General features: G+C 72.3%; 18 protein-coding genes. 9 read left to right on the forward strand and 9 right to left on the reverse strand.

Going from position 1 to position 16,913, the window contains the following annotated elements; translation table 11 throughout:
• The first annotated feature begins 9 nt into the window (after positions 1–9).
• Positions 10–498, forward strand: a complete 489-nt coding sequence (locus tag J8403_RS21615) for an Lrp/AsnC family transcriptional regulator (RefSeq protein ID WP_014053609.1) — start codon at positions 10–12, stop codon at positions 496–498.
• A gap of 15 nt (positions 499–513) precedes the next feature.
• Here the strand turns inward: J8403_RS21615 and J8403_RS21620 are convergent, their stop codons facing one another.
• Together J8403_RS21620 and J8403_RS21625 are read right to left on the reverse strand one after the other, a co-directional pair.
• Positions 514–1,107: a TetR/AcrR family transcriptional regulator gene (locus J8403_RS21620; protein ID WP_093463246.1), complete on the reverse strand. Its 594-nt coding sequence runs from the start codon at positions 1,105–1,107 to the stop codon at positions 514–516.
• Between the two features lie 2 nt (positions 1,108–1,109).
• Entirely contained in the window at positions 1,110–2,627 is a 1,518-nt protein-coding gene (locus tag J8403_RS21625) for a 3-hydroxyacyl-CoA dehydrogenase (protein WP_211124612.1), read from the reverse strand.
• A 130-nt stretch (positions 2,628–2,757) separates the two neighbouring features.
• Here J8403_RS21625 and paaN point away from each other — a divergent pair, with 130 nt between their 5' ends.
• A complete protein-coding gene (paaN, locus tag J8403_RS21630) occupies positions 2,758–4,482 on the forward strand; it encodes a phenylacetic acid degradation protein PaaN (protein WP_211124613.1) in 1,725 nt (574 codons plus the stop codon).
• 76 nt (positions 4,483–4,558) lie between these two features.
• On the opposite strand, the gene J8403_RS21635 is transcribed toward paaN, so the two are convergent.
• From J8403_RS21635 to J8403_RS21645, 3 genes are read right to left on the reverse strand one after another with little or no spacing between them, the layout of a single operon-like run.
• Positions 4,559–5,320: a TrmH family RNA methyltransferase gene (locus J8403_RS21635; protein ID WP_211124614.1), complete on the reverse strand. Its 762-nt coding sequence runs from the start codon at positions 5,318–5,320 to the stop codon at positions 4,559–4,561.
• Positions 5,310–6,557: an HTTM domain-containing protein gene (locus J8403_RS21640; RefSeq protein ID WP_211124615.1), complete on the reverse strand. Its 1,248-nt coding sequence runs from the start codon at positions 6,555–6,557 to the stop codon at positions 5,310–5,312. The genes J8403_RS21635 and J8403_RS21640 overlap by 11 nt, the downstream gene beginning before the upstream one ends.
• Positions 6,554–7,294 carry a DUF5819 family protein gene (locus J8403_RS21645; RefSeq protein WP_211124616.1) on the reverse strand — a complete coding sequence of 247 codons (741 nt, stop codon included), beginning with the start codon at positions 7,292–7,294 and terminating at the stop codon, positions 6,554–6,556. The genes J8403_RS21640 and J8403_RS21645 overlap by 4 nt, the downstream gene beginning before the upstream one ends.
• A gap of 224 nt (positions 7,295–7,518) precedes the next feature.
• On the opposite strand from J8403_RS21645, the gene paaA reads away from it, so the two are divergent.
• The 6 genes from paaA to J8403_RS21675 all read left to right on the forward strand — a co-directional run bounded on the left by paaA (position 7,519) and on the right by J8403_RS21675 (position 12,351).
• Positions 7,519–8,469, forward strand: coding sequence for a 1,2-phenylacetyl-CoA epoxidase subunit PaaA (gene paaA, locus J8403_RS21650; protein WP_211124617.1), 951 nt, complete (start codon positions 7,519–7,521; stop codon positions 8,467–8,469).
• A complete protein-coding gene (gene paaB, locus J8403_RS21655) occupies positions 8,466–8,762 on the forward strand; it encodes a 1,2-phenylacetyl-CoA epoxidase subunit PaaB (RefSeq protein WP_046088802.1) in 297 nt (98 codons plus the stop codon). The genes paaA and paaB overlap by 4 nt, the downstream gene beginning before the upstream one ends.
• Positions 8,759–9,460, forward strand: a complete 702-nt coding sequence (gene paaC, locus J8403_RS21660; RefSeq protein WP_211124618.1) for a 1,2-phenylacetyl-CoA epoxidase subunit PaaC — start codon at positions 8,759–8,761, stop codon at positions 9,458–9,460. The genes paaB and paaC overlap by 4 nt, the downstream gene beginning before the upstream one ends.
• Complete coding sequence (gene paaD, locus J8403_RS21665) at positions 9,454–9,993, forward strand: 1,2-phenylacetyl-CoA epoxidase subunit PaaD (protein ID WP_211124619.1); 540 nt, start codon at positions 9,454–9,456, stop codon at positions 9,991–9,993. Before paaC ends, paaD begins: the two co-directional genes overlap by 7 nt.
• Positions 9,993–11,108 carry a 2Fe-2S iron-sulfur cluster-binding protein gene (locus J8403_RS21670; RefSeq protein WP_211124620.1) on the forward strand — a complete coding sequence of 372 codons (1,116 nt, stop codon included), beginning with the start codon at positions 9,993–9,995 and terminating at the stop codon, positions 11,106–11,108. Before paaD ends, J8403_RS21670 begins: the two co-directional genes overlap by 1 nt.
• A 94-nt stretch (positions 11,109–11,202) precedes the next feature.
• Positions 11,203–12,351 carry an acyl-CoA dehydrogenase family protein gene (locus J8403_RS21675; RefSeq protein WP_211124621.1) on the forward strand — a complete coding sequence of 383 codons (1,149 nt, stop codon included), beginning with the start codon at positions 11,203–11,205 and terminating at the stop codon, positions 12,349–12,351.
• 30 nt (positions 12,352–12,381) lie between these two features.
• Here J8403_RS21675 and J8403_RS21680 read toward each other — a convergent pair whose 3' ends face one another.
• The 4 genes from J8403_RS21680 to J8403_RS21695 form a co-directional block, all read right to left on the reverse strand.
• On the reverse strand, positions 12,382–12,735 hold the full coding sequence (locus J8403_RS21680; RefSeq protein WP_211124622.1) for a rhodanese-like domain-containing protein: 354 nt from the start codon (positions 12,733–12,735) through the stop codon (positions 12,382–12,384).
• A 43-nt stretch (positions 12,736–12,778) separates the two neighbouring features.
• The gene (locus tag J8403_RS21685; protein WP_425519820.1) at positions 12,779–13,831 is read right to left on the reverse strand and encodes a hypothetical protein; all 1,053 of its coding nucleotides are present in this window, start codon (positions 13,829–13,831) and stop codon (positions 12,779–12,781) included.
• Between the two features lie 58 nt (positions 13,832–13,889).
• The gene (locus J8403_RS21690) at positions 13,890–15,425 is read right to left on the reverse strand and encodes a DUF2252 domain-containing protein (RefSeq protein WP_211124623.1); all 1,536 of its coding nucleotides are present in this window, start codon (positions 15,423–15,425) and stop codon (positions 13,890–13,892) included.
• A gap of 260 nt (positions 15,426–15,685) precedes the next feature.
• Positions 15,686–16,063: a winged helix-turn-helix transcriptional regulator gene (locus J8403_RS21695; RefSeq protein WP_211124624.1), complete on the reverse strand. Its 378-nt coding sequence runs from the start codon at positions 16,061–16,063 to the stop codon at positions 15,686–15,688.
• 116 nt (positions 16,064–16,179) lie between these two features.
• On the opposite strand from J8403_RS21695, the gene J8403_RS21700 reads away from it, so the two are divergent.
• On the forward strand, positions 16,180–16,833 hold the full coding sequence (locus J8403_RS21700) for an FMN-dependent NADH-azoreductase (RefSeq protein WP_211124625.1): 654 nt from the start codon (positions 16,180–16,182) through the stop codon (positions 16,831–16,833).
• Positions 16,834–16,913: the final 80 nt, after the last annotated feature.

The raw sequence follows: 16,913 nt of genomic DNA on the forward strand, positions 1-16,913 counted from the left end.
CGGGACGATATGCGGGGCGAACAGATGGCCAATCCGGACGGCAAACCCCCGGCCCGGCCCCTGGACGCCATCGACCACGACATCCTGCGTCTGCTCCGAACGGATGGCCGTGCCTCCATACGCTCCGTTGCCGAGCAGGTGCACGTCTCGCGCGCCAACGCCTACGCCCGGATCAACCGCCTGATCGACGACGGAGTGATCCGGGGCTTCAGCGCCCGGGTGGACCAGGAACGGGCCGGGCAGGGCGCGTCCGCGTACATCACGCTGAAGATCGTCCAGAATTCCTGGCGCACCGTGCGCGAACAGCTCCGCCAGCTCCCCGGGGCCGCCCACATCGCCCTGGTCAGCGGGGACTTCGATGTGCTTCTCCTGGTGCACACCGAGGACAACCGCTCGCTGCGCGAGCTGGTCCTCACCCGGATCCAGGCCATACCGGAGGTGCTGAGCACCCGGACGCTGCTGGTCTTCGAGGAGACGGATCTGGACTCGGAGCCGTAGCGGGGACCGGAGCGCTCAGCGCTCCGTGCGCAGGCCCGCGAACGCCGTACGGACCACGGCCTCGGCCACTTCCTGGGAGGTCGCGGCCCCGCCGCGGCCCGGCCGGTACCACTCCACAATGGAGTTGATCATGCCGAAGAGCAGCCGGGTCGCCAGCCGGGCGTCCACATCGGACCGCAGGTCGCCGTCGGCCGCCGCCTGCTTGAGCAGCTCCGCGACCTGGTGGTCGAACTCCCGGCGCCGCTCCATGGCCCACCGCTCGGTGTCCGTGTTGCCCCGGACCCGCAGCAGCAGGGTGACGTAGGGCAGCTCCTCCATCAGCACCTCGCTGGTGCGCCGGGTCACATGCTCCAGCCGTTCGATCGCCCGCCCGTCGCGCGCGGCGGGCTCCTGGAGGATGCCGAACAGCCCGTCCAGCGCACGGCTTATGGCGAGCCGGAGCAGCTCCTCCTTGCCCTTCACATGGTGGTAGATGGAGGACTTGGAGATCCCCGCGGCCCGGGAGAGGTGCTCCATGGAGGTGCCGTCGTAGCCACGCTCGTTGAACACCTCCACGGCGACCGCGAGCAGCGATTCGGGCGTGTAGGTGTCGCGCTTGGCCATGGTCATGATTAGAGCAGCCTCTCATCGGCGGCGGCACGCCGGATCAGCGCCTGGGAGGGGGCATAGCGACCGGTCGGGCAGGCTTGATGGAGGTTGCGCAGCGTGTCGCGCACCCAGCGGGCGCCGAGCGCGTGCCCCCAGGCCAGCGGCCCGCGCGGGTAGTTGACCCCTGTCAGCATGGCGGTGTCTACGTCCCCGGGGCTCGCCACCCCGCGGGCTACGGCGTCCTCGGCGAAGTCCACGAGCATCGCGACCGTGCGGGCCACGACCATGCCGGGCACGTCCTGGACCACGCTGACCGCCTTACCGAGCGCCTGGAACAGGCCGATCGCGGACCGCAGGGGCTCCTCGCCGGCGGCCGGGGAGGGGGCGAGGGCGATACGGGTGGCGGTGCGGTAGTCCAGCGCCAGGTCGAAGCGGACCGTCGCGGCGAAGGGGTCGTCGGTGGCGGTCGTGCCGTCGGTCAGGGACAGGCGGGTGCCGTCGGGCAGGGCGAGATGTCCCCCGACGGGCTCGCGGGTCACCGGGATGCCCGCCTCCTCCATGAGGCCCACCAGCCCTTGCGCCGGCCCCAGGTCGCCGTGGAGGGCGACCTTCGCGGGCGGCTCGCACGGCTCGGCGGTGTGCGGGGCGGGCCGCCCGGCGCCCTCGGAGTGGTCGAACCAGCCGTGGCCGGTCTTGCGGCCGAGCCGTCCGGCGGCCACGAGCTGCCGCTGGGCGAGCGACGGGGTGAATTTCGGATCGTGGAACAACGCTTCCCACACGGATCGGGTGACGGCCTCGTTCACGTCCTGGCCGATCAGGTCGGTGAGCTCGAAGGGGCCCATCCGGAAGCCGCCGGACTCCCGCAGCACGGCGTCCAGGGTGGCCGGGTCGGCGGCGCGCTCCTCATACGCCCGGAACGCCTCGGCGTAGAAGGGGCGGGCGATCCGGTTGACGATGAACCCGGGGGTGTCGGCGCAGCGCACCGGGGTCTTTCCCCAGGCCGCGACGGTGGCGTGGGCACGGTCGGCGGCGGCCTCGTCCGTGGCGGCGCCGCGCACCACCTCCACCAGCGGCATCAGCGGGGCGGGATTGAAGAAGTGCAGACCGACGAGGCGGCCGGGACGGCGCAGGACGCCCGCGACGGCCGTGACGGAGAGGGAGGAGGTGTTGGTGGCGAGCAGAGCGCCGTCGGAGACCACCGACTCCAGCGCGGTGAACAGCTGCTGCTTGGCGCCGAGTTCCTCGAGGATCGCCTCGGCCACCAGCTCCGCCTCGGCCAGGTCCGCGAGGTCGGCGACGGGGGCGAGCCGGCCGAGGGCCGCGTCACGGTCGGCGGCCGTGAGCCGTTCCTTGGCGACCAGCCGGTCGAGCCGGGCCGCGATGGCGTCGGCGGCCTGGGAGACACGACCGGGCGCCGCGTCGTAGAGCCGCACGGGATGGCCCGCGGCCAGCGCCACCTGGGCGATCCCCTGGCCCATCGTGCCGGTGCCGATGACGGCGACGACGCCGGCGCGGTCGATCCCACGGTCGCTCGCAGTCATGCCGCAGATCCTTTTCGACGAAGTTGTCCACAGGTTCGTCAGGCCCTCTTGTCCCGACCGATCGTTCGGTTACTCTAACTCTGTCGCCCGTTCCAGCCCAGCCCCCAGCTCGACGAGGAGTTGGTCAGTCGTGACCGCCGCACTCACCACCGCGCAGTTGACGCAAGAACACCGCCCCACCCTCGACCAGGCCCTGGAGGCGATTCGTACCCGCGCCTATTGGTCCCCGCACCCCGAGCACCCGAAGGCTTACGGCGGCGAGGGCGAGAGCGGGCGCCCGAGCCTGAGCGTCGCCGAGGGCCAGGCGGCGTTCGAGGCGCTGCGCGGCCGGCGCATCGAGCTGGACCAGCCGGGCACCGATGGCTGGACGGGCTCCGAAGTCTCGCCGTTCGGCGTCGAGATGGGCATGGAGTATCCGCATCCGGACCTCGATGTGCTCCTCCCGGCGATGCGGGCGGGGATGTCCGCCTGGCGGGAGGCCGGCCCGGAGACGCGGGCCATGGTGTGTCTGGAGATCCTGGCCAGGATCGGCGCCCGGTCGCATGAGTTCGCCCAGGCCGTCATGCACACCAGTGGTCAGGCGTACATGATGGCCTTCCAGGCAGGCGGCCCCCACGCCCAGGACCGCGGCCTGGAGGCGGTGGCTTACGCGTTCGCCGAGCAGACCCGCACCCCCGGCGCCGCGGACTGGTCCAAGCCGCAGGGCAAGCGCGACCCGCTGCGCCTGCGCAAGACGTTCACGGCCGTCCCGCGCGGCATCGCGCTGCTGATCGGCTGCAACACCTTCCCGACGTGGAACGGCTATCCGGGGCTCTTCGCCTCGCTCGCCACCGGCAATCCGGTGCTGGTCAAGCCCCACCCCCAGGCCGTGCTGCCGCTGGCGCTGACCGTCCAGGTGGCGCGGGAGGTGCTGAAGGAGGCGGGGTTCAGCCCGGATCTGGTGGCGCTGGCCGCCGAGCGGCCGGACGAGGGGATCGCCAAGATCCTCGCCGTCCGCCCCGAGATCCGCATCATCGACTACACGGGCTCGACCGCCTTCGGCGACTGGCTGGAGACCCATGCCCGCCAGGCCCAGGTCTTCACCGAGAAGGCGGGGGTCAACACGGTGGTGATCGACTCCACCGACGACTACCAGGGCATGCTGGCCAACCTGGCGTTCTCGCTGTCCCTCTACAGCGGCCAGATGTGCACCACCCCGCAGAATCTGCTGATCCCCCGGGACGGCATCACCACCGACGCCGGCCCCAAGACCTACGACGAGGTGGTGGCCGACCTGGCGGCGGCGGTGGACGGGCTGCTGGGCGACGACGCCCGGGCGAGTGCGCTGCTGGGCGCGATCGTGGGCCCGCGGGTCCAGGAGCGGCTGGAGGCCGCGCCCGGCCTGGGCGCGGTCGCCCTGGCCTCGCGCACGGTGACCCACCCCGACTTCCCGGGCGCCACGGTGCGTACGCCGCTGATGGTCAAGGCGGACGGCGCCCGCAAGTTCTGGGAGGGGGCCGACGCTGACGCGCCCTATCTGTCCGAGTGCTTCGGCCCGGTCTCCTTCGCCGTCGCCGTCGACTCCACACAGGACGCGGTCGCGCTGCTGCGCCGGACCACCCGGGACAAGGGCGCGATGACGGTCGGCGCGTACACCTCCTCACCGGAGGCGGAGCGGCTGATCGAGGAGGCGTGCCTGGAGGAGTGCGCCCAGCTGTCGCTCAATCTGACCGGCGGGGTGTATGTGAACCAGACCGCGGCCTTCTCGGACTACCACGGCTCGGGCGGCAACCCGTCGGCCAACGCCACGCTGTGCGACGGGGCGTTCGTGGCCGGCCGCTTCCGGATGATCGAGGTCCGCCGCCCGGCGGAGTAACGGGCCCGGTGAGCGGGGCGGGGCGGGTCACCGCGCCGCCCCGCCATGACACCGTCTCGGGCGGGCGGGCCTGCGCTCAGGCCGGCCGATCAGGGCCACCCCAGTGGAAGAGGGCCATGGCCACGCTGGTGGCCAGGTTGTAGCTGGAGACCTGTGGCCGCATGGGAAGGGCCACCAGCCTGGTGGCCCGCTTCCGCAGCTCCGGCGAGATCCCGTGCCGTTCGGAGCCGAAGGCCAGCAGCGCGTCATCGGGGATGGTCACGGACCGGATGTCCTCCCCCTCCGCGTCCAGCACATACAGCGGCCCCTCCGGGAGGGCGTCGCCCGGCAGCCGCTCGACCGCGGTGGCGAAGTGGAGCCCGGCGCCGGACCGCACGGCGTTCGGATGCCAGGGATCGATATCGCCGGTGGTGACCACGCCGGTGGCCCCGAAGCCCGCGGCGAGCCGGACCACGGCACCGACGTTCCCCAGGTTGCGGGGGTTGTCCAGGACGACCACCGGGGCAGTCCGGGGCCGCCTGGACAGCTCGTCCAGATTGCCCTGCCGGCCGCGCCGTACCGCCAAGGCGGCGACCCGTGTGGGGTGCACCCGGGGCACCAGATCGCGCAGGGTCCCGGCCTCCACCTCCACCAGGAGATCCGCGATCGTCTCGGTGAGATCGTCGGCGAGGCCCTCGGCGAGTTCCACGGCGGCCGCCTTGTCGCTGGTAACCGCGGCGCGCACGTCCGCTCCGAACCGCAGCGCGTGTTTCAGCGCGTGGAAGCCGTCGAGCAGGACGGTCTCGGGGGCCGTCGCGCGCCAGTGCCGTACGGCCTGCGCGGCCTCGTCATCGATCATTCCCCCAGCGTACGAGGGTGTCGGCCGCGGGTTTCCCGTCGCTCTCCCGCACCCGCTGCCCCGGCAGCCGCACCGCGCGCGCCGTCAGCCGGTCCCGGGCCCGGCCCAGCGGCCCCTCGGCCCAGCGCAGGAAGTTCGTCGGCAGGAAGACCGAGTCCGCCGCGATCACGGCGAGCGAGAAGAAGGGCAGCCCCAGCATCACGGCGATGCCGAGGTGTTCCAGCATCAGCAGGACCAGCATCACGTTCTTGGCCCGCCGGTTGAGCAGGGTGAACGGAAAGGCCACCTGGACGATGACCGTGCCGTAGGTCAGCACCATCACCAGGGTGCCGCTGGAGGCCATGAGGTCGGTCAGCCCCGGCCAGGGCGAGAAGTAGTCCAGATGCAGCGGGTAGTAGAGGGCGGTACCGTCCTGCCAGCGCGAGCCCTGGATCTTGTACCAGCCGGCCGTGGCGTACAGCAGACACACCTCGGCCATGATCACCACCAGGGTGCCGTTGTGCGCCACATTGGCGAGCGCGTCCAGAACGGTGCGCGGCTCCCCCGGTGCGTAGCGCTGGACGAGCCACCAGCCGGCCTGGACGATCCACAGCCCCCACAGCACGGTGGCCCAGCCCAGCCCGGGCAGCGGGCCGTCGGAGATCACGGAGAGCCGGGCGTCGGTGAACAGCTGCACCCAGAGCAGGGCGGTCCCGGTGACGGCCCACAGCACGATGCCGGTGGTATCGCGCGGCGGCCGCTCCCGGTCCGCCTGCCGGGCCGCCCGGCGCGCGTCCAGCGACCACACCTGACCGCACCGGGTCAGCACCAGGTACATCGACATCAGATGGATGAGATTGTCGCCGCCGTCCCCCACGAAGATGGAGCGGTTCTGCAGCGACAGCACCCCGATCATGAACAGCACGGACATGGTGCGGGTGCGCCAGCCCATCAGCAGCAGCGCGCTGGAGACGAGGGCGAGGGCGTAGACGGCCTCGAACCACACCCCGCCGTCGGACCACATGAGCGCGCTGAAGGCGCGGTTGCCGTCGATCAGCCGCGCGGCCATGTCCCAGTTCCACGGACCGTCCGGCCCGTACAGCTCCCGGCGGTACGGCCATTCGCGCACCAGGAAGAGGAGCCAGGTGAAGGAGAAGCCGATGCGCACCGCGGCGCTCTGCCGGGGGCCGAGCGCGGCTCCGGTGACGCGGGCGTAGCCGTGCGCCACGGCGGTCTGGAGGCGGGCGGAGGGGGTCACCGGCTCTTCGCCTCCGGGATGTCGTCGGTGGTCACCGTCCACCACGGCAGCGTCCGGTAGATCGTCTTGGTGTCGATCTTCTCGTCGCTCCAGGACGGCGGGGCCACCGGAGTGGTCGCGGAGCGCACCTGTATTCGCTCCACGGCGCCGCCGTCCTCCTCGGGGCCGAAGCGGAGCATCACGATCCGGCGGATGTACTGCTCGGAGAGGCTGCCGCGCATGCCCTGCGGCCGCTCCTGCGCGTCGTGCGAGCCGACGTAGAACTCCCAGGCGCGGCGCAGCTCGTTCTGCTGGGTGTGGCTGGGCAGCGGGTTGTGGCGGATGGCCGCCCCGTCCTGGGCCGAGAGGTCGCGCCAGCCGGTGGTCGCGGTGCCGCCCTCGCGGGTGCGGATCTCGGCGCGGGCCTGGACGGAGATGTTCTGCTGGAGCGGGTTGGGGGCGAAGAGCTTCCAGACCCGTTCGAACTCCGGATAGATGTAGTCGTCGATCGCCGCGCCGTGCCGCTTGGTGAGGGTGTTGGGCGGTGAGACGGCGAGAAAGGCCGCCGAGACGTGGATCGCGGCGGCGACGGCGGCGACCGCGATGCCCACCGCGATGATCAGCTGGGCGGGCAGGGAGAGCGCGGCGAGCGGTGCCGCCACGTCGTCGTCCGGCTTCGGCTCCGTCGACTCCGGTTCCGGTTCCGTCGGTTCCGGTTCCGGTTCCGGCTCCGTCCCGGCCATGCCCAGCCCCGCCATACCCCGCCCCGCTCCCGATGGTCCAGGTCTTCGCGCACGCCGGTCGAGCGCGCGCCCCGTGGCCCCCACGTCCCCGGCACCGTACCCATGCGGAACCACTCGGCACAGCGTCCTCAGCGTTATCCACAGGGTTGACACCCTACGTTCCTCAGCACACCATTGAACCGAACGATCGGTCGGTCGGCTGGCCGGTCGGCGGAGACGGACGGGCGGAGGGGCTTCGCATGACGACGATGGCGGCGGACGCGGGGGCGTACGAGGCGGTGTTCGACGCCGCCCTGGCCGCGGACGAGCGCATCGAGCCGCGCGACTGGATGCCCGATGACTACCGGGCCACGCTGGTGCGGCAGATGGCGCAGCACGCCCACTCGGAGATCATCGGCATGCAGCCGGAGGCCAACTGGATCACCCGCGCCCCCTCGCTGCGGCGCAAGGCGATCCTGATGGCCAAGGTCCAGGACGAGGCGGGCCACGGTCTGTATCTCTACAGCGCGGCGGAGACCCTGGGCACCAGCCGGGAGGAGCTGCTCGACAAGCTCCACAGCGGCCGCCAGAAGTACTCCTCGATCTTCAACTACCCCACGCTGACCTGGGCCGACGTCGGAGCGATCGGCTGGCTGGTGGACGGTGCCGCGATCACCAACCAGGTCCCCCTGTGCCGCTGCTCCTACGGGCCCTACGCGCGGGCGATGGTCCGCATCTGCAAGGAGGAGTCCTTCCACCAGCGCCAGGGGTATGAGCTGCTGCTGGCCCTGAGCCGGGGCACCGAGGCCCAGCACGCCATGGCGCAGGACGCGGTGGACCGCTGGTGGTGGCCGTCGCTGATGATGTTCGGCCCGCCGGACGACGCCTCGGCCCACTCCGCCCAGTCGATGGCCTGGAAGATCAAGCGCCACTCCAATGACGAGCTGCGCCAGCGCTTCGTCGACATCTGCGTCCCCCAGGCCGAATCCCTCGGCCTCACCCTCCCCGACCCCGAGCTGCGGTGGAGCGAGGAGCGGGGGCATTACGACTTCGGGCCGATCGACTGGGACGAGTTCCGCGAGATCCTGCGGGGAAACGGCCCGTGCAACACCCAGCGCATCACCCAGCGGCGCCGGGCCCATGAGGAAGGCGCCTGGGTGCGCGAGGCGGCCGCGGCACACGCGGCCAAGCACGGAAAGGCACAGGCATGAGCGGCAGCCCGAGCGCCGAGTGGCCGCTGTGGGAGGTGTTCGTCCGCAGCAGGCGCGGACTGTCGCACACCCACGCCGGATCCCTCCACGCCCCGGACGCGGAGATGGCTTTGCGAAACGCACGGGATCTGTACACCCGGCGCTCGGAGGGCGTCTCGATCTGGGTGGTGCCGTCCGCCGAGATCACGGCCTCCTCCCCGGACGAGCGGGATCCCTTCTTCGAGCCGTCCGCCGACAAGCCCTACCGCCACCCCACCTTCTACGCGATCCCGGAGGGGGTGCGGCACCTATGACCGCGGCCCTCGCCCTGGGCGACGACGCACTGGTGCTCTCCCACCGGCTGGGGGAGTGGGCCGGACACGCCCCGGTGCTGGAAGAGGAGGTCGCGCTCGCCAATATCGCCCTCGACCTGCTCGGCCAGGCCCGGGTGCTGCTCTCCCTCGCAGGCGACGAGGACGAGCTGGCGTATCTGCGCGAGGAGCGGGCGTTCCGGAACGTGCAGCTGGTCGAGCAGCCCAATGGTGACTTCGCCCGGACCATCGCCCGCCAGCTCTACTTCTCCACCTACCAGGAGCTGTTGTACGAGCGGCTGGCGCGCGGCACCGGCCCCTTCGCCCCGCTGGCCGCGAAGGCGGTCAAGGAGGTGGCCTACCACCGCGACCACGCCGAGCAGTGGACCCTGCGGCTCGGCGACGGCACGGAGGAGAGCCATGAGCGGATGCGGCGGGGGCTGGACGCGCTCTGGCGGTTCACCGGTGAGCTCTTCGAGCCGGTCGAGGGGTGCGAGGTGGAGTGGCACACGCTGCACGACGCCTGGCTGACCCGGATCACCTCGGTCCTGGAGCGCGCCACCCTGGCGGTGCCCGAGGGGCCGCGGCGCGGCGGCTGGGCGGCCGGGGCGGGGCGCCAGGGCCTGCACACCGAGCCGTTCGGCCGGATGCTCGCCGAGATGCAGCATCTGCACCGTAGCCACCCGGGGGCGACATGGTGACGCCCACGCCCTCCGCGGCGCCCACGCCTCCCGCGTCCGGCACCACCCCGCTCGAGGAGGAGCTGCTGCGGCTGGCCGGATCCGTACCGGACCCCGAGCTGCCGATGGTGTCCCTGGCCGAGCTGGGCGTGATGCGCGGGCTGCGGCTGCTGGGGCCGGGCCGGGTGGAGGTCGAGCTGACGCCCACCTACACCGGCTGCCCGGCGCTGGAGTCGATGGCCACCGATATCGAGCGGGTGCTCCATGACCACGGCGTCCCCGAGGTCGCCGTGCACACGGTCCTCTCCCCGCCCTGGACCACGGACGCGATCAGCGCCGAGGGCCGCCGCAAGCTGGCGGAGTCCGGCATAGCGCCGCCCGCGCCGCGCCGTGCGGCGGCGGGCGGCCCGGTCCCGGTGGCCCTGGCGGTGCGCTGCCCGCACTGCGGCTCGACCGAGACCGAGTTGCTGAGCCGCTTCTCCTCCACCGCCTGCAAGGCGCTGCGCCGCTGCACGGCCTGCGGTGAACCGTTCGACCACTTCAAGGAGTTGTGATGGCCGCGGAGGCGGTGCAGCGGGCCACGCCCCGCCACGGCGCGTTCCACCCGCTGCGGGTGGCCGCGGTCGACCGGCTCACCGATGACGCGGTGATGGTCACCCTCCTGGTGCCGCCCGCGCTGCGGGAGACGTTCCGCTTCACGGCGGGGCAGCACATCGCCGTGCGCCGGTTCGCGGACGGCGCGGAGATCCGCCGGACGTATTCGCTGTGCACCCCGGCCCCGGTCCCGGGCGCGGAGGGCCCGGAGTTCCTGCGGATCGGCGTGCGGCTGGTCGAGGGCGGTGAGTTCTCGGCCTATGCCCTCAAGGAGCTGGCGGTCGGGGAGGTCATGGAGGTGATGGCCCCGGCCGGCCGTTTCGTCCTGGAGCCCCGGCCCGGCCATTTCGCGGCGGTCGTCGGCGGCAGCGGGATCACCCCCGTGCTGTCCATCGCGGCCACCCTGCTCAGCCTGCAGCCCGAGGCGCGGTTCTGTCTGATCCGCAGCGACCGCACCGCGGCCTCGACGATGTTCCTGGAGGAGGTCGCCGACCTCAAGGACCGCTGGCCCGACCGGTTCCAGCTGGTGTGCGCGCTCTCCCGGGAGGAGCAGCAGGCCGGGCTGGTGTCCGGGCGGCTCGACGAGGAGCGGCTGACCGCCCTGCTGCCGGCGCTGCTGCCGGTCACCTCGGTGGACGGCTGGTTCCTGTGCGGGCCCTATGGTCTGGTGCGGGCCGCCGAGCGGGCGCTGCGCGGCCTCGGGGTCTCGCGCGGCCGGGTCCATCAGGAGATCTTCCATGTGGAGGCGGCCCCCACCGAGGACGTCTCCCCCGTGCCGGATCCGGCGCGGACCGCGTCGCAGAGCTCGGTCACGGCGACCCTGGACGGCCGGTCGGGCACCTGGCCGGTCCAGGCCGGGGAGCCGCTGCTGGAGACCGTGCTGCGCAACCGGGCCGACGCGCCGTATGCGTGCAAGGGCGGCGTCTGCGGGACGTGCCGGGCCTTCCTGGTCTCCGGCGAGGTGCGGATGGACCGTAACTTCGCGCTGGAGCCGGACGAGGTGGAGGCGGGCTATGTGCTGGCCTGTCAGTCCCATCCGGTGGGCGAGCGGGTGGAGCTGGACTTCGACCGCTGACGCCCTCGGGCGCGGCACCGGCGTTCCCTTCTTGTAGAACCTGTTCTATCTTGACGGGCCGTCAGACAAAGCCGCGGCGCGGGAGGTACGGACAGTGGACTTCACCTTCACCGAGGAGCAGCAGGCGGCCGTCGAAGCGGCGAAGGCCGTCTTCTCCTCCGTCACACCGGACAGCGTGCCCAGTCCCGCGCTGACCGCCGGCGCCGTCGCCGAGGACTTCGACCGCGCGCTGTGGCGCAAGCTCGCCGAGAGCGATCTGCTCGGCCTGAGCCTCGACCCCCAGTACGGGGGCTCGGGCCTCGACGCGCTCGCCCTCTGCCTGGTGCTGCGGGAATGCGGCCGGGTGCTGGCCCGGGTGCCACTGCTGGAGTCCAGCGCCGCGGCGCTGGCCGTGCAGCGGTACGGCGGGGCCGAGTTGCGCGCCGCCGTGCTGCCCCGGACCGCCGAGGGTGAGCTGGTCCTCACCACGGCCTCCAGCGGCCGCACCGGCCATGGCCCGGCCGAACTCGCCGTCCAGGCGCGGCGGAGCGGGGACGGCTGGGTGCTGGACGGCGCCCAGACCGCGGTCCCCTGGGCGCATGGCGCCGAGCAGGTGCTGATCCCGGCGCACACCGGGGAGGGCCGGACGATCCTCGCCCTGGTCCCCCGCGACCATGACGGCGTCGCCCTCGAGGAGCAGATCTCCACCAGCGGTGAGCGCCTGGCCGAGATGCGGCTGGACGGAGTGCGGCTCGCCGACCGCGAGGTGCTGGAGGCGGACGGCGCCTGGGAATGGCTGCGCGATCTGCTCACCACCGGCACCTGTGCGCTCGCGCTGGGCCTCGGCTCGGCGGTGCTGGACCTCACCAGCTCCTATGTGAGCGAGCGCGAGCAGTTCGGCTTCCCGCTCGCCAGCTTCCAGGCGGTCGCCGTGCAGACCGCCGACCGCTATATCGATCTGCGGGCCATGGAGGCCACGCTGTGGCAGGCGGCCTGGCGGCTGTCCCTGGCCGAGGAGCGGCCGACGGCGAGCGGGGCGCTGCCCATCGCGGGGGATGTCGCCGTCGCCAAGATCTGGGCCGCCGAGGGCGTGCGCCGCGTCGTGCAGACCGCACAGCATCTGCACGGCGGCTTCGGCGCGGTCACCGACTACCCCCTGCACCGCTACCACGCGTGGGGCAAGCAGCTGGAGCTCTCACTGGGGTCCGCCGCCGCCCATGAGGAGGCACTGGGCGAGCTCCTCGCCGCCCACCCCCTCGGCTGATCGGCGGGCCCGCCGATCGTAGGGAAACTCCTAGAGCACAAAGGCCCCTTCGGCGGTGCCGTCGGGGCCACTCACCATCGGCCGGCCCGCCGCGTCCCAGGCGAGCATCCCGCCGTCCACATTCACCGCGTCCATGCCCTGCGCGACCAGGTACTGCGTCACCTGCGCGGAGCGGCCGCCGACCCGGCACATCACATGCACCCGCTGCCCCTCGCCGACCTTCGCGGTCAGCTCATCGAACCGCGCCACGACCTGGCCCATCGGGATGTGCAGCGCGCCCTCGACATGCCCGGCAGTCCACTCGTCGTCCTCCCGGACATCCAGCAGAAGGCCATCGGCCGGTACCGCCGCCGCCTCCACCTGGGGAAGCTGGGCAAAATGCATCAGACACACCTCTCACATGACATCGGCAGCTGCGGCAAACCTACTACCGCATCAGCCCCGCGAGCCGGGTCTCCTTCTCCGCGGCCTGGGCCAGCAGCTGCTCGGCGATCTCGTCCAGCAGCCGATCGGGGTCCTCCGGCGCCATCTTGATCATCGCGCCGATCGCGCTCGACTCCAGCTCCGCAGCGACCGCGGCCAGCATCTCCTTGCGCTCGGCCAGCCACTCCAGCCGGGCGTACAGCTCCTCGCTGCGGCTCGCCCGCCGCTCCGGCGGCGGCGGACCGGCCTCCCACTCCTCGGCCAGCGCCCGCAGCGCCTCCTCGTCCCCGGCCGCGTACGCCGCGTTGACCCGCACGATGAAGGCACCGCGCCGCTCCCGCTCGGCCTCCTCCTCGGCCAGATCCGGATGGGCCTTACGGGCCAGCTCCCGGTAGATCCGGCGGGCCTCCTCGCTCGGCCGCACCCGCGGCGGCGGCTGCACGGGCCGCTCGGTGAGCATCGCGGCCGCCTCCGGCGAGAGCCCCTCCGAGTCGATCCAGCCGTGGAACAGCTCCTCCACGCCCGGCATCGGCTGCACCAGCCCCCGCGCCTCCTGGGCCTTGCGGATGTCCTCCGGATCGCCGGTGCGCGCCGCGACCGCCTCGGCGATCAGCGCGTCCAGCTCGTCGAGGCGCGAGTACATCGGCCCGAGCCGCTGGTGGTGCAGCCGGGAGAAGTTCTCCACCTCCACCCGGAAGGTCTCCACCGCGATCTCGAACTCGATCAGCGCCTGCTCGGCCGCGCGCACCGCCCGCTCCAGACGCTCGGCGGCCTGAGCCTCCTCCTGGGCACGGGCGGCCGCGTCGTCCGCGGCATCCCCGGAACCGGCATCCCGAGACGACCCCGCATCGCCGGACGACCCCGCGTCCCCGGGCCCGGCACCACCGGACCGGGATTCCTCGGACCAAGGCCCCTGGGACCGCGTCTCCCCGGGCCACGCCTCCCCGGACCATGTCTCCCCGGATCGCGTCTCCCCGGACCGGTCGTGCGACTCCGCCTGGGGCTCCGCGTCCGACACCGACTGCCGTGCCTGCTGCTGCGCTTCCGGATTCGTCACCCGCTCAGACTACGTCCGGCGGTGATCGGCGACCGAGCGCGCACCCCCGCCCCGCGTCTCACACCCCCAACTCGGCCGCTATCCGGCCGTTGCGCACCGCCACGACCAACGCGGAGTGATCCGCTTCCGTGCGATCCGCGTACGCCACAGCGAAGCTGGCCACCGCCTCGTCCAGCTCCTCCCCCTTGCCGCAGTAACCGGCCAGCAACCGAGGGTCCGCGCTGTGGGCATGCGCCCGCGCCAGCAGCGCGCCGGTCATCCGCCCGTAGTCGTCCATCTGGTCCGCCGCAAGCGCCGCCGGGTCCACGCTTCCCTTGCGGTTGCGGAACTGCCGCACCTGGTAATGCCGCCCCCGCACCGTCGTCCACCCCAGCAGGATGTCGCTGACCACCTGCATCCGCTTCTGGCCGAGCACCACCCGCCGCCCCTCATGTGTGACGTCCGGCACCTCGAAACCGGCCTTCGCCACATACGGCAGCAGCGCGGAGGGGCGCGCCTCCTTCACCTGGAGCACCATCGGCTCGCCGCGGTGGTCGAGCAGCAGCACCACATAGGAGCGGGTGCCCACACTGCCCGTGCCGACCACCCGGAACGCCACGTCGTGCACCTCGTACCGCGAGAGCAGCGGCAGCCGGTCCTCCGGCACCGTGCCCAGATACTCGGCGAGCGAGGAGGCCACCGCCGCCGCCTCCTCGTCCGGCACCCTCCGCAGCACCGGCGGCGCGTCCACGAAGCGCCGGGCCTCCGGCCGGCCGGAGGAGCCCTCCTCGCCCGGCACGGGCTCGGTGGACCGGGCCGCGTACCGCGCGCTGGTGTTCCGCCGGGCCTTCTCGGAAATTCGCTCCAGCGTCCCGACCAGGTCCTTGGCGTCCGTGTGGGAGACCAGCTCCTCGTCCGCGATCGCGTTCCACGCGTCCGCCGCCGGCAGCTTGGCCAGCAGCCGCACCGTGCGCCGATAGGCACCCACGGCGTCCCGAGCCGCCGCCCGGCAGGTGTCCTCGTCAGCACCCGCCTCCCGGCCGGCGAGCACCAGCGAGACCGCGAGCCGCTTCACATCCCACTCCCACGGGCCGTGAACGGTCTCGTCGAAGTCGTTGAGATCGATGATCAGGCCGCCGCGCGCATCTCCGTAGATCCCGAAGTTGGCGGCGTGGGCATCGCCACACAGCTGTGCCCCGATGCCGGTCACCGGCGTGGTCATGAGGTCGTGCCCCATCAGCCCGGCGGCCCCGCGCAGAAAGGAGAAGGGGCCCGCGGCCATCCGCCCCACCCGGATCGGGGTGAGCTCCGGCAGCCGCCCGGCATTCGACCGCTCGACCGCCGCCACCGGATCCGGCCGCCCGTCGGCCCTCGGCGGCTCGGCATGCGCCGAGCGCGGCACCCGCTTGCGCAGCGCCTTGCCCATCTGCCGGGGAGACGGCCCCTCACCGCGCCAGACGGCGAAGCCCGGAACCGGAGGCAGCCGCCGGGCCGCCCCGCCCGCGGTGCCCTCGCCGCCCGGCCCCCGCTCGCCGCTCTCTCCGCCCCGGCCGCTCTCGTCGCCCCGGCCGGCCTCGCCGTTTCCGCCGCCCTGACCGCTCCGGTCGTCCGTCATCGCGCCCCCGCCTTCCTTGCACACGACATCGACTGAGCAGACCGTACCCCCTGTCAGCCCACCCCGTCAGAGCCTGTGGAAAACCTCGGCGATCATGGTGAAATGCCTGATCAGACGCGAATCATCCCGGGCCCGGACCAACCTCGGCCCAAGCCCCGGCCCAGGCTCGGTCACGGAACCGGCGCCGGACCCGGCTCGGCCCCAGGCTCAGCCACGAATCCAGCCCAGCCCCAAGCCCAGCCCCAGCCCCAGCCCCAGGCTCAGCCCCGGAACTGCTCCGGGCAGTTGTCGCCGCCCGAGGGCAGATTGGTCTCCGCCCACCGCGACAGCTCCTTCAGCGCGGGCTCCAGCGCCTTCCCCGCGTCGGTCAGCCGATAGGCCACCCGCAGCGGCGGCCCGGCGTCGACCTCCCGCACCACCAGACCCGCCGCGGAGAGCTCGGTGAGCCGGTCGGACAGCATCCGCTCACTGATCCCCGGGATGGCTCGCCGCAGATCGGCGAAGTACGCCGCCTGCTCCGTCAGCACGGCCACGATGAGCCCCGTCCAGCGCTTGCCGAACAGTTCGAAGAACCGCGTCATCTCGCCGTCGACCTGCTTGCAGGCCTGCTCGTTGTGCTCCCCACGATCCTTCGCCATGGAATACAGACTACTGCGTTCTGGTTCGGGACTGCAGAAAAGTAAGCTACTGTGCCATCTGTAGGTACGTAGGTATTACGGGCTCCTTACCCGAGCCCTCTTCACTGGAGGCATCGATGCCGACTCTTCTGCACATCGACACGTCCGTCTTCCCCGGTGAGGCCTCCGCCTCCCGCTCGGTCACGGCCACCTTCCGCAAGGAATGGGAAGCCCAGCACCCGAACGGCACGGTGATCTATCGCGACCTGGCCGCCGAGCCGCTGCCCCACCTGGACGGTCTCGCCGCCGCGGCCGGTTTCGCCGCTCCCGATCAGCGTTCGCCCGAGCAGCACGCCGCCTTCGCCCTCCGGGAGACCCTTGCCAGCGAGCTCGAGCAGGCGGACACGGTCCTGATCGCCGCCCCGATGTACAACTTCACGATCCCCTCCACCCTCAAGGCGTGGCTGGACCACGTGATCATCATGGGCCGCACCGCGGGCGCCGAGCAGACCACCACCTCGGGCACCCCGACCGTCGTCGTCGCCAGCCGTGGCGGCGGCTACGGCCCCGGCACTCCCCGCGAGAGCTTCGAGTTCGTCACGAACTACCTGGGCAAGGCGCTGGGCGACGGGCTCGGCCTCGATGTCACCTTCGTTGTGCCCGAACTCACGCTGGCCCGCAGCAATCCGGCCATGGCCGAGCTGGTCGAGGCCTCGGACGCCTCCAAGGCGAAGGCCCACGAGGAGGCCGCGGCCAAGGCCAAGGAACTCGCCACCCGCTTCGCCGCCTGATCAGCCCGGCTCCCTGATCAGCCCGACCGCCTGATCAGCCTGACCTCTGATCGACCCGACCCACCCGGGCATCAGGCCAC

It is taken from the genome of Streptomyces yatensis (genome assembly GCF_018069625.1).
GTDB lineage: Bacteria > Actinomycetota > Actinomycetes > Streptomycetales > Streptomycetaceae > Streptomyces > Streptomyces yatensis.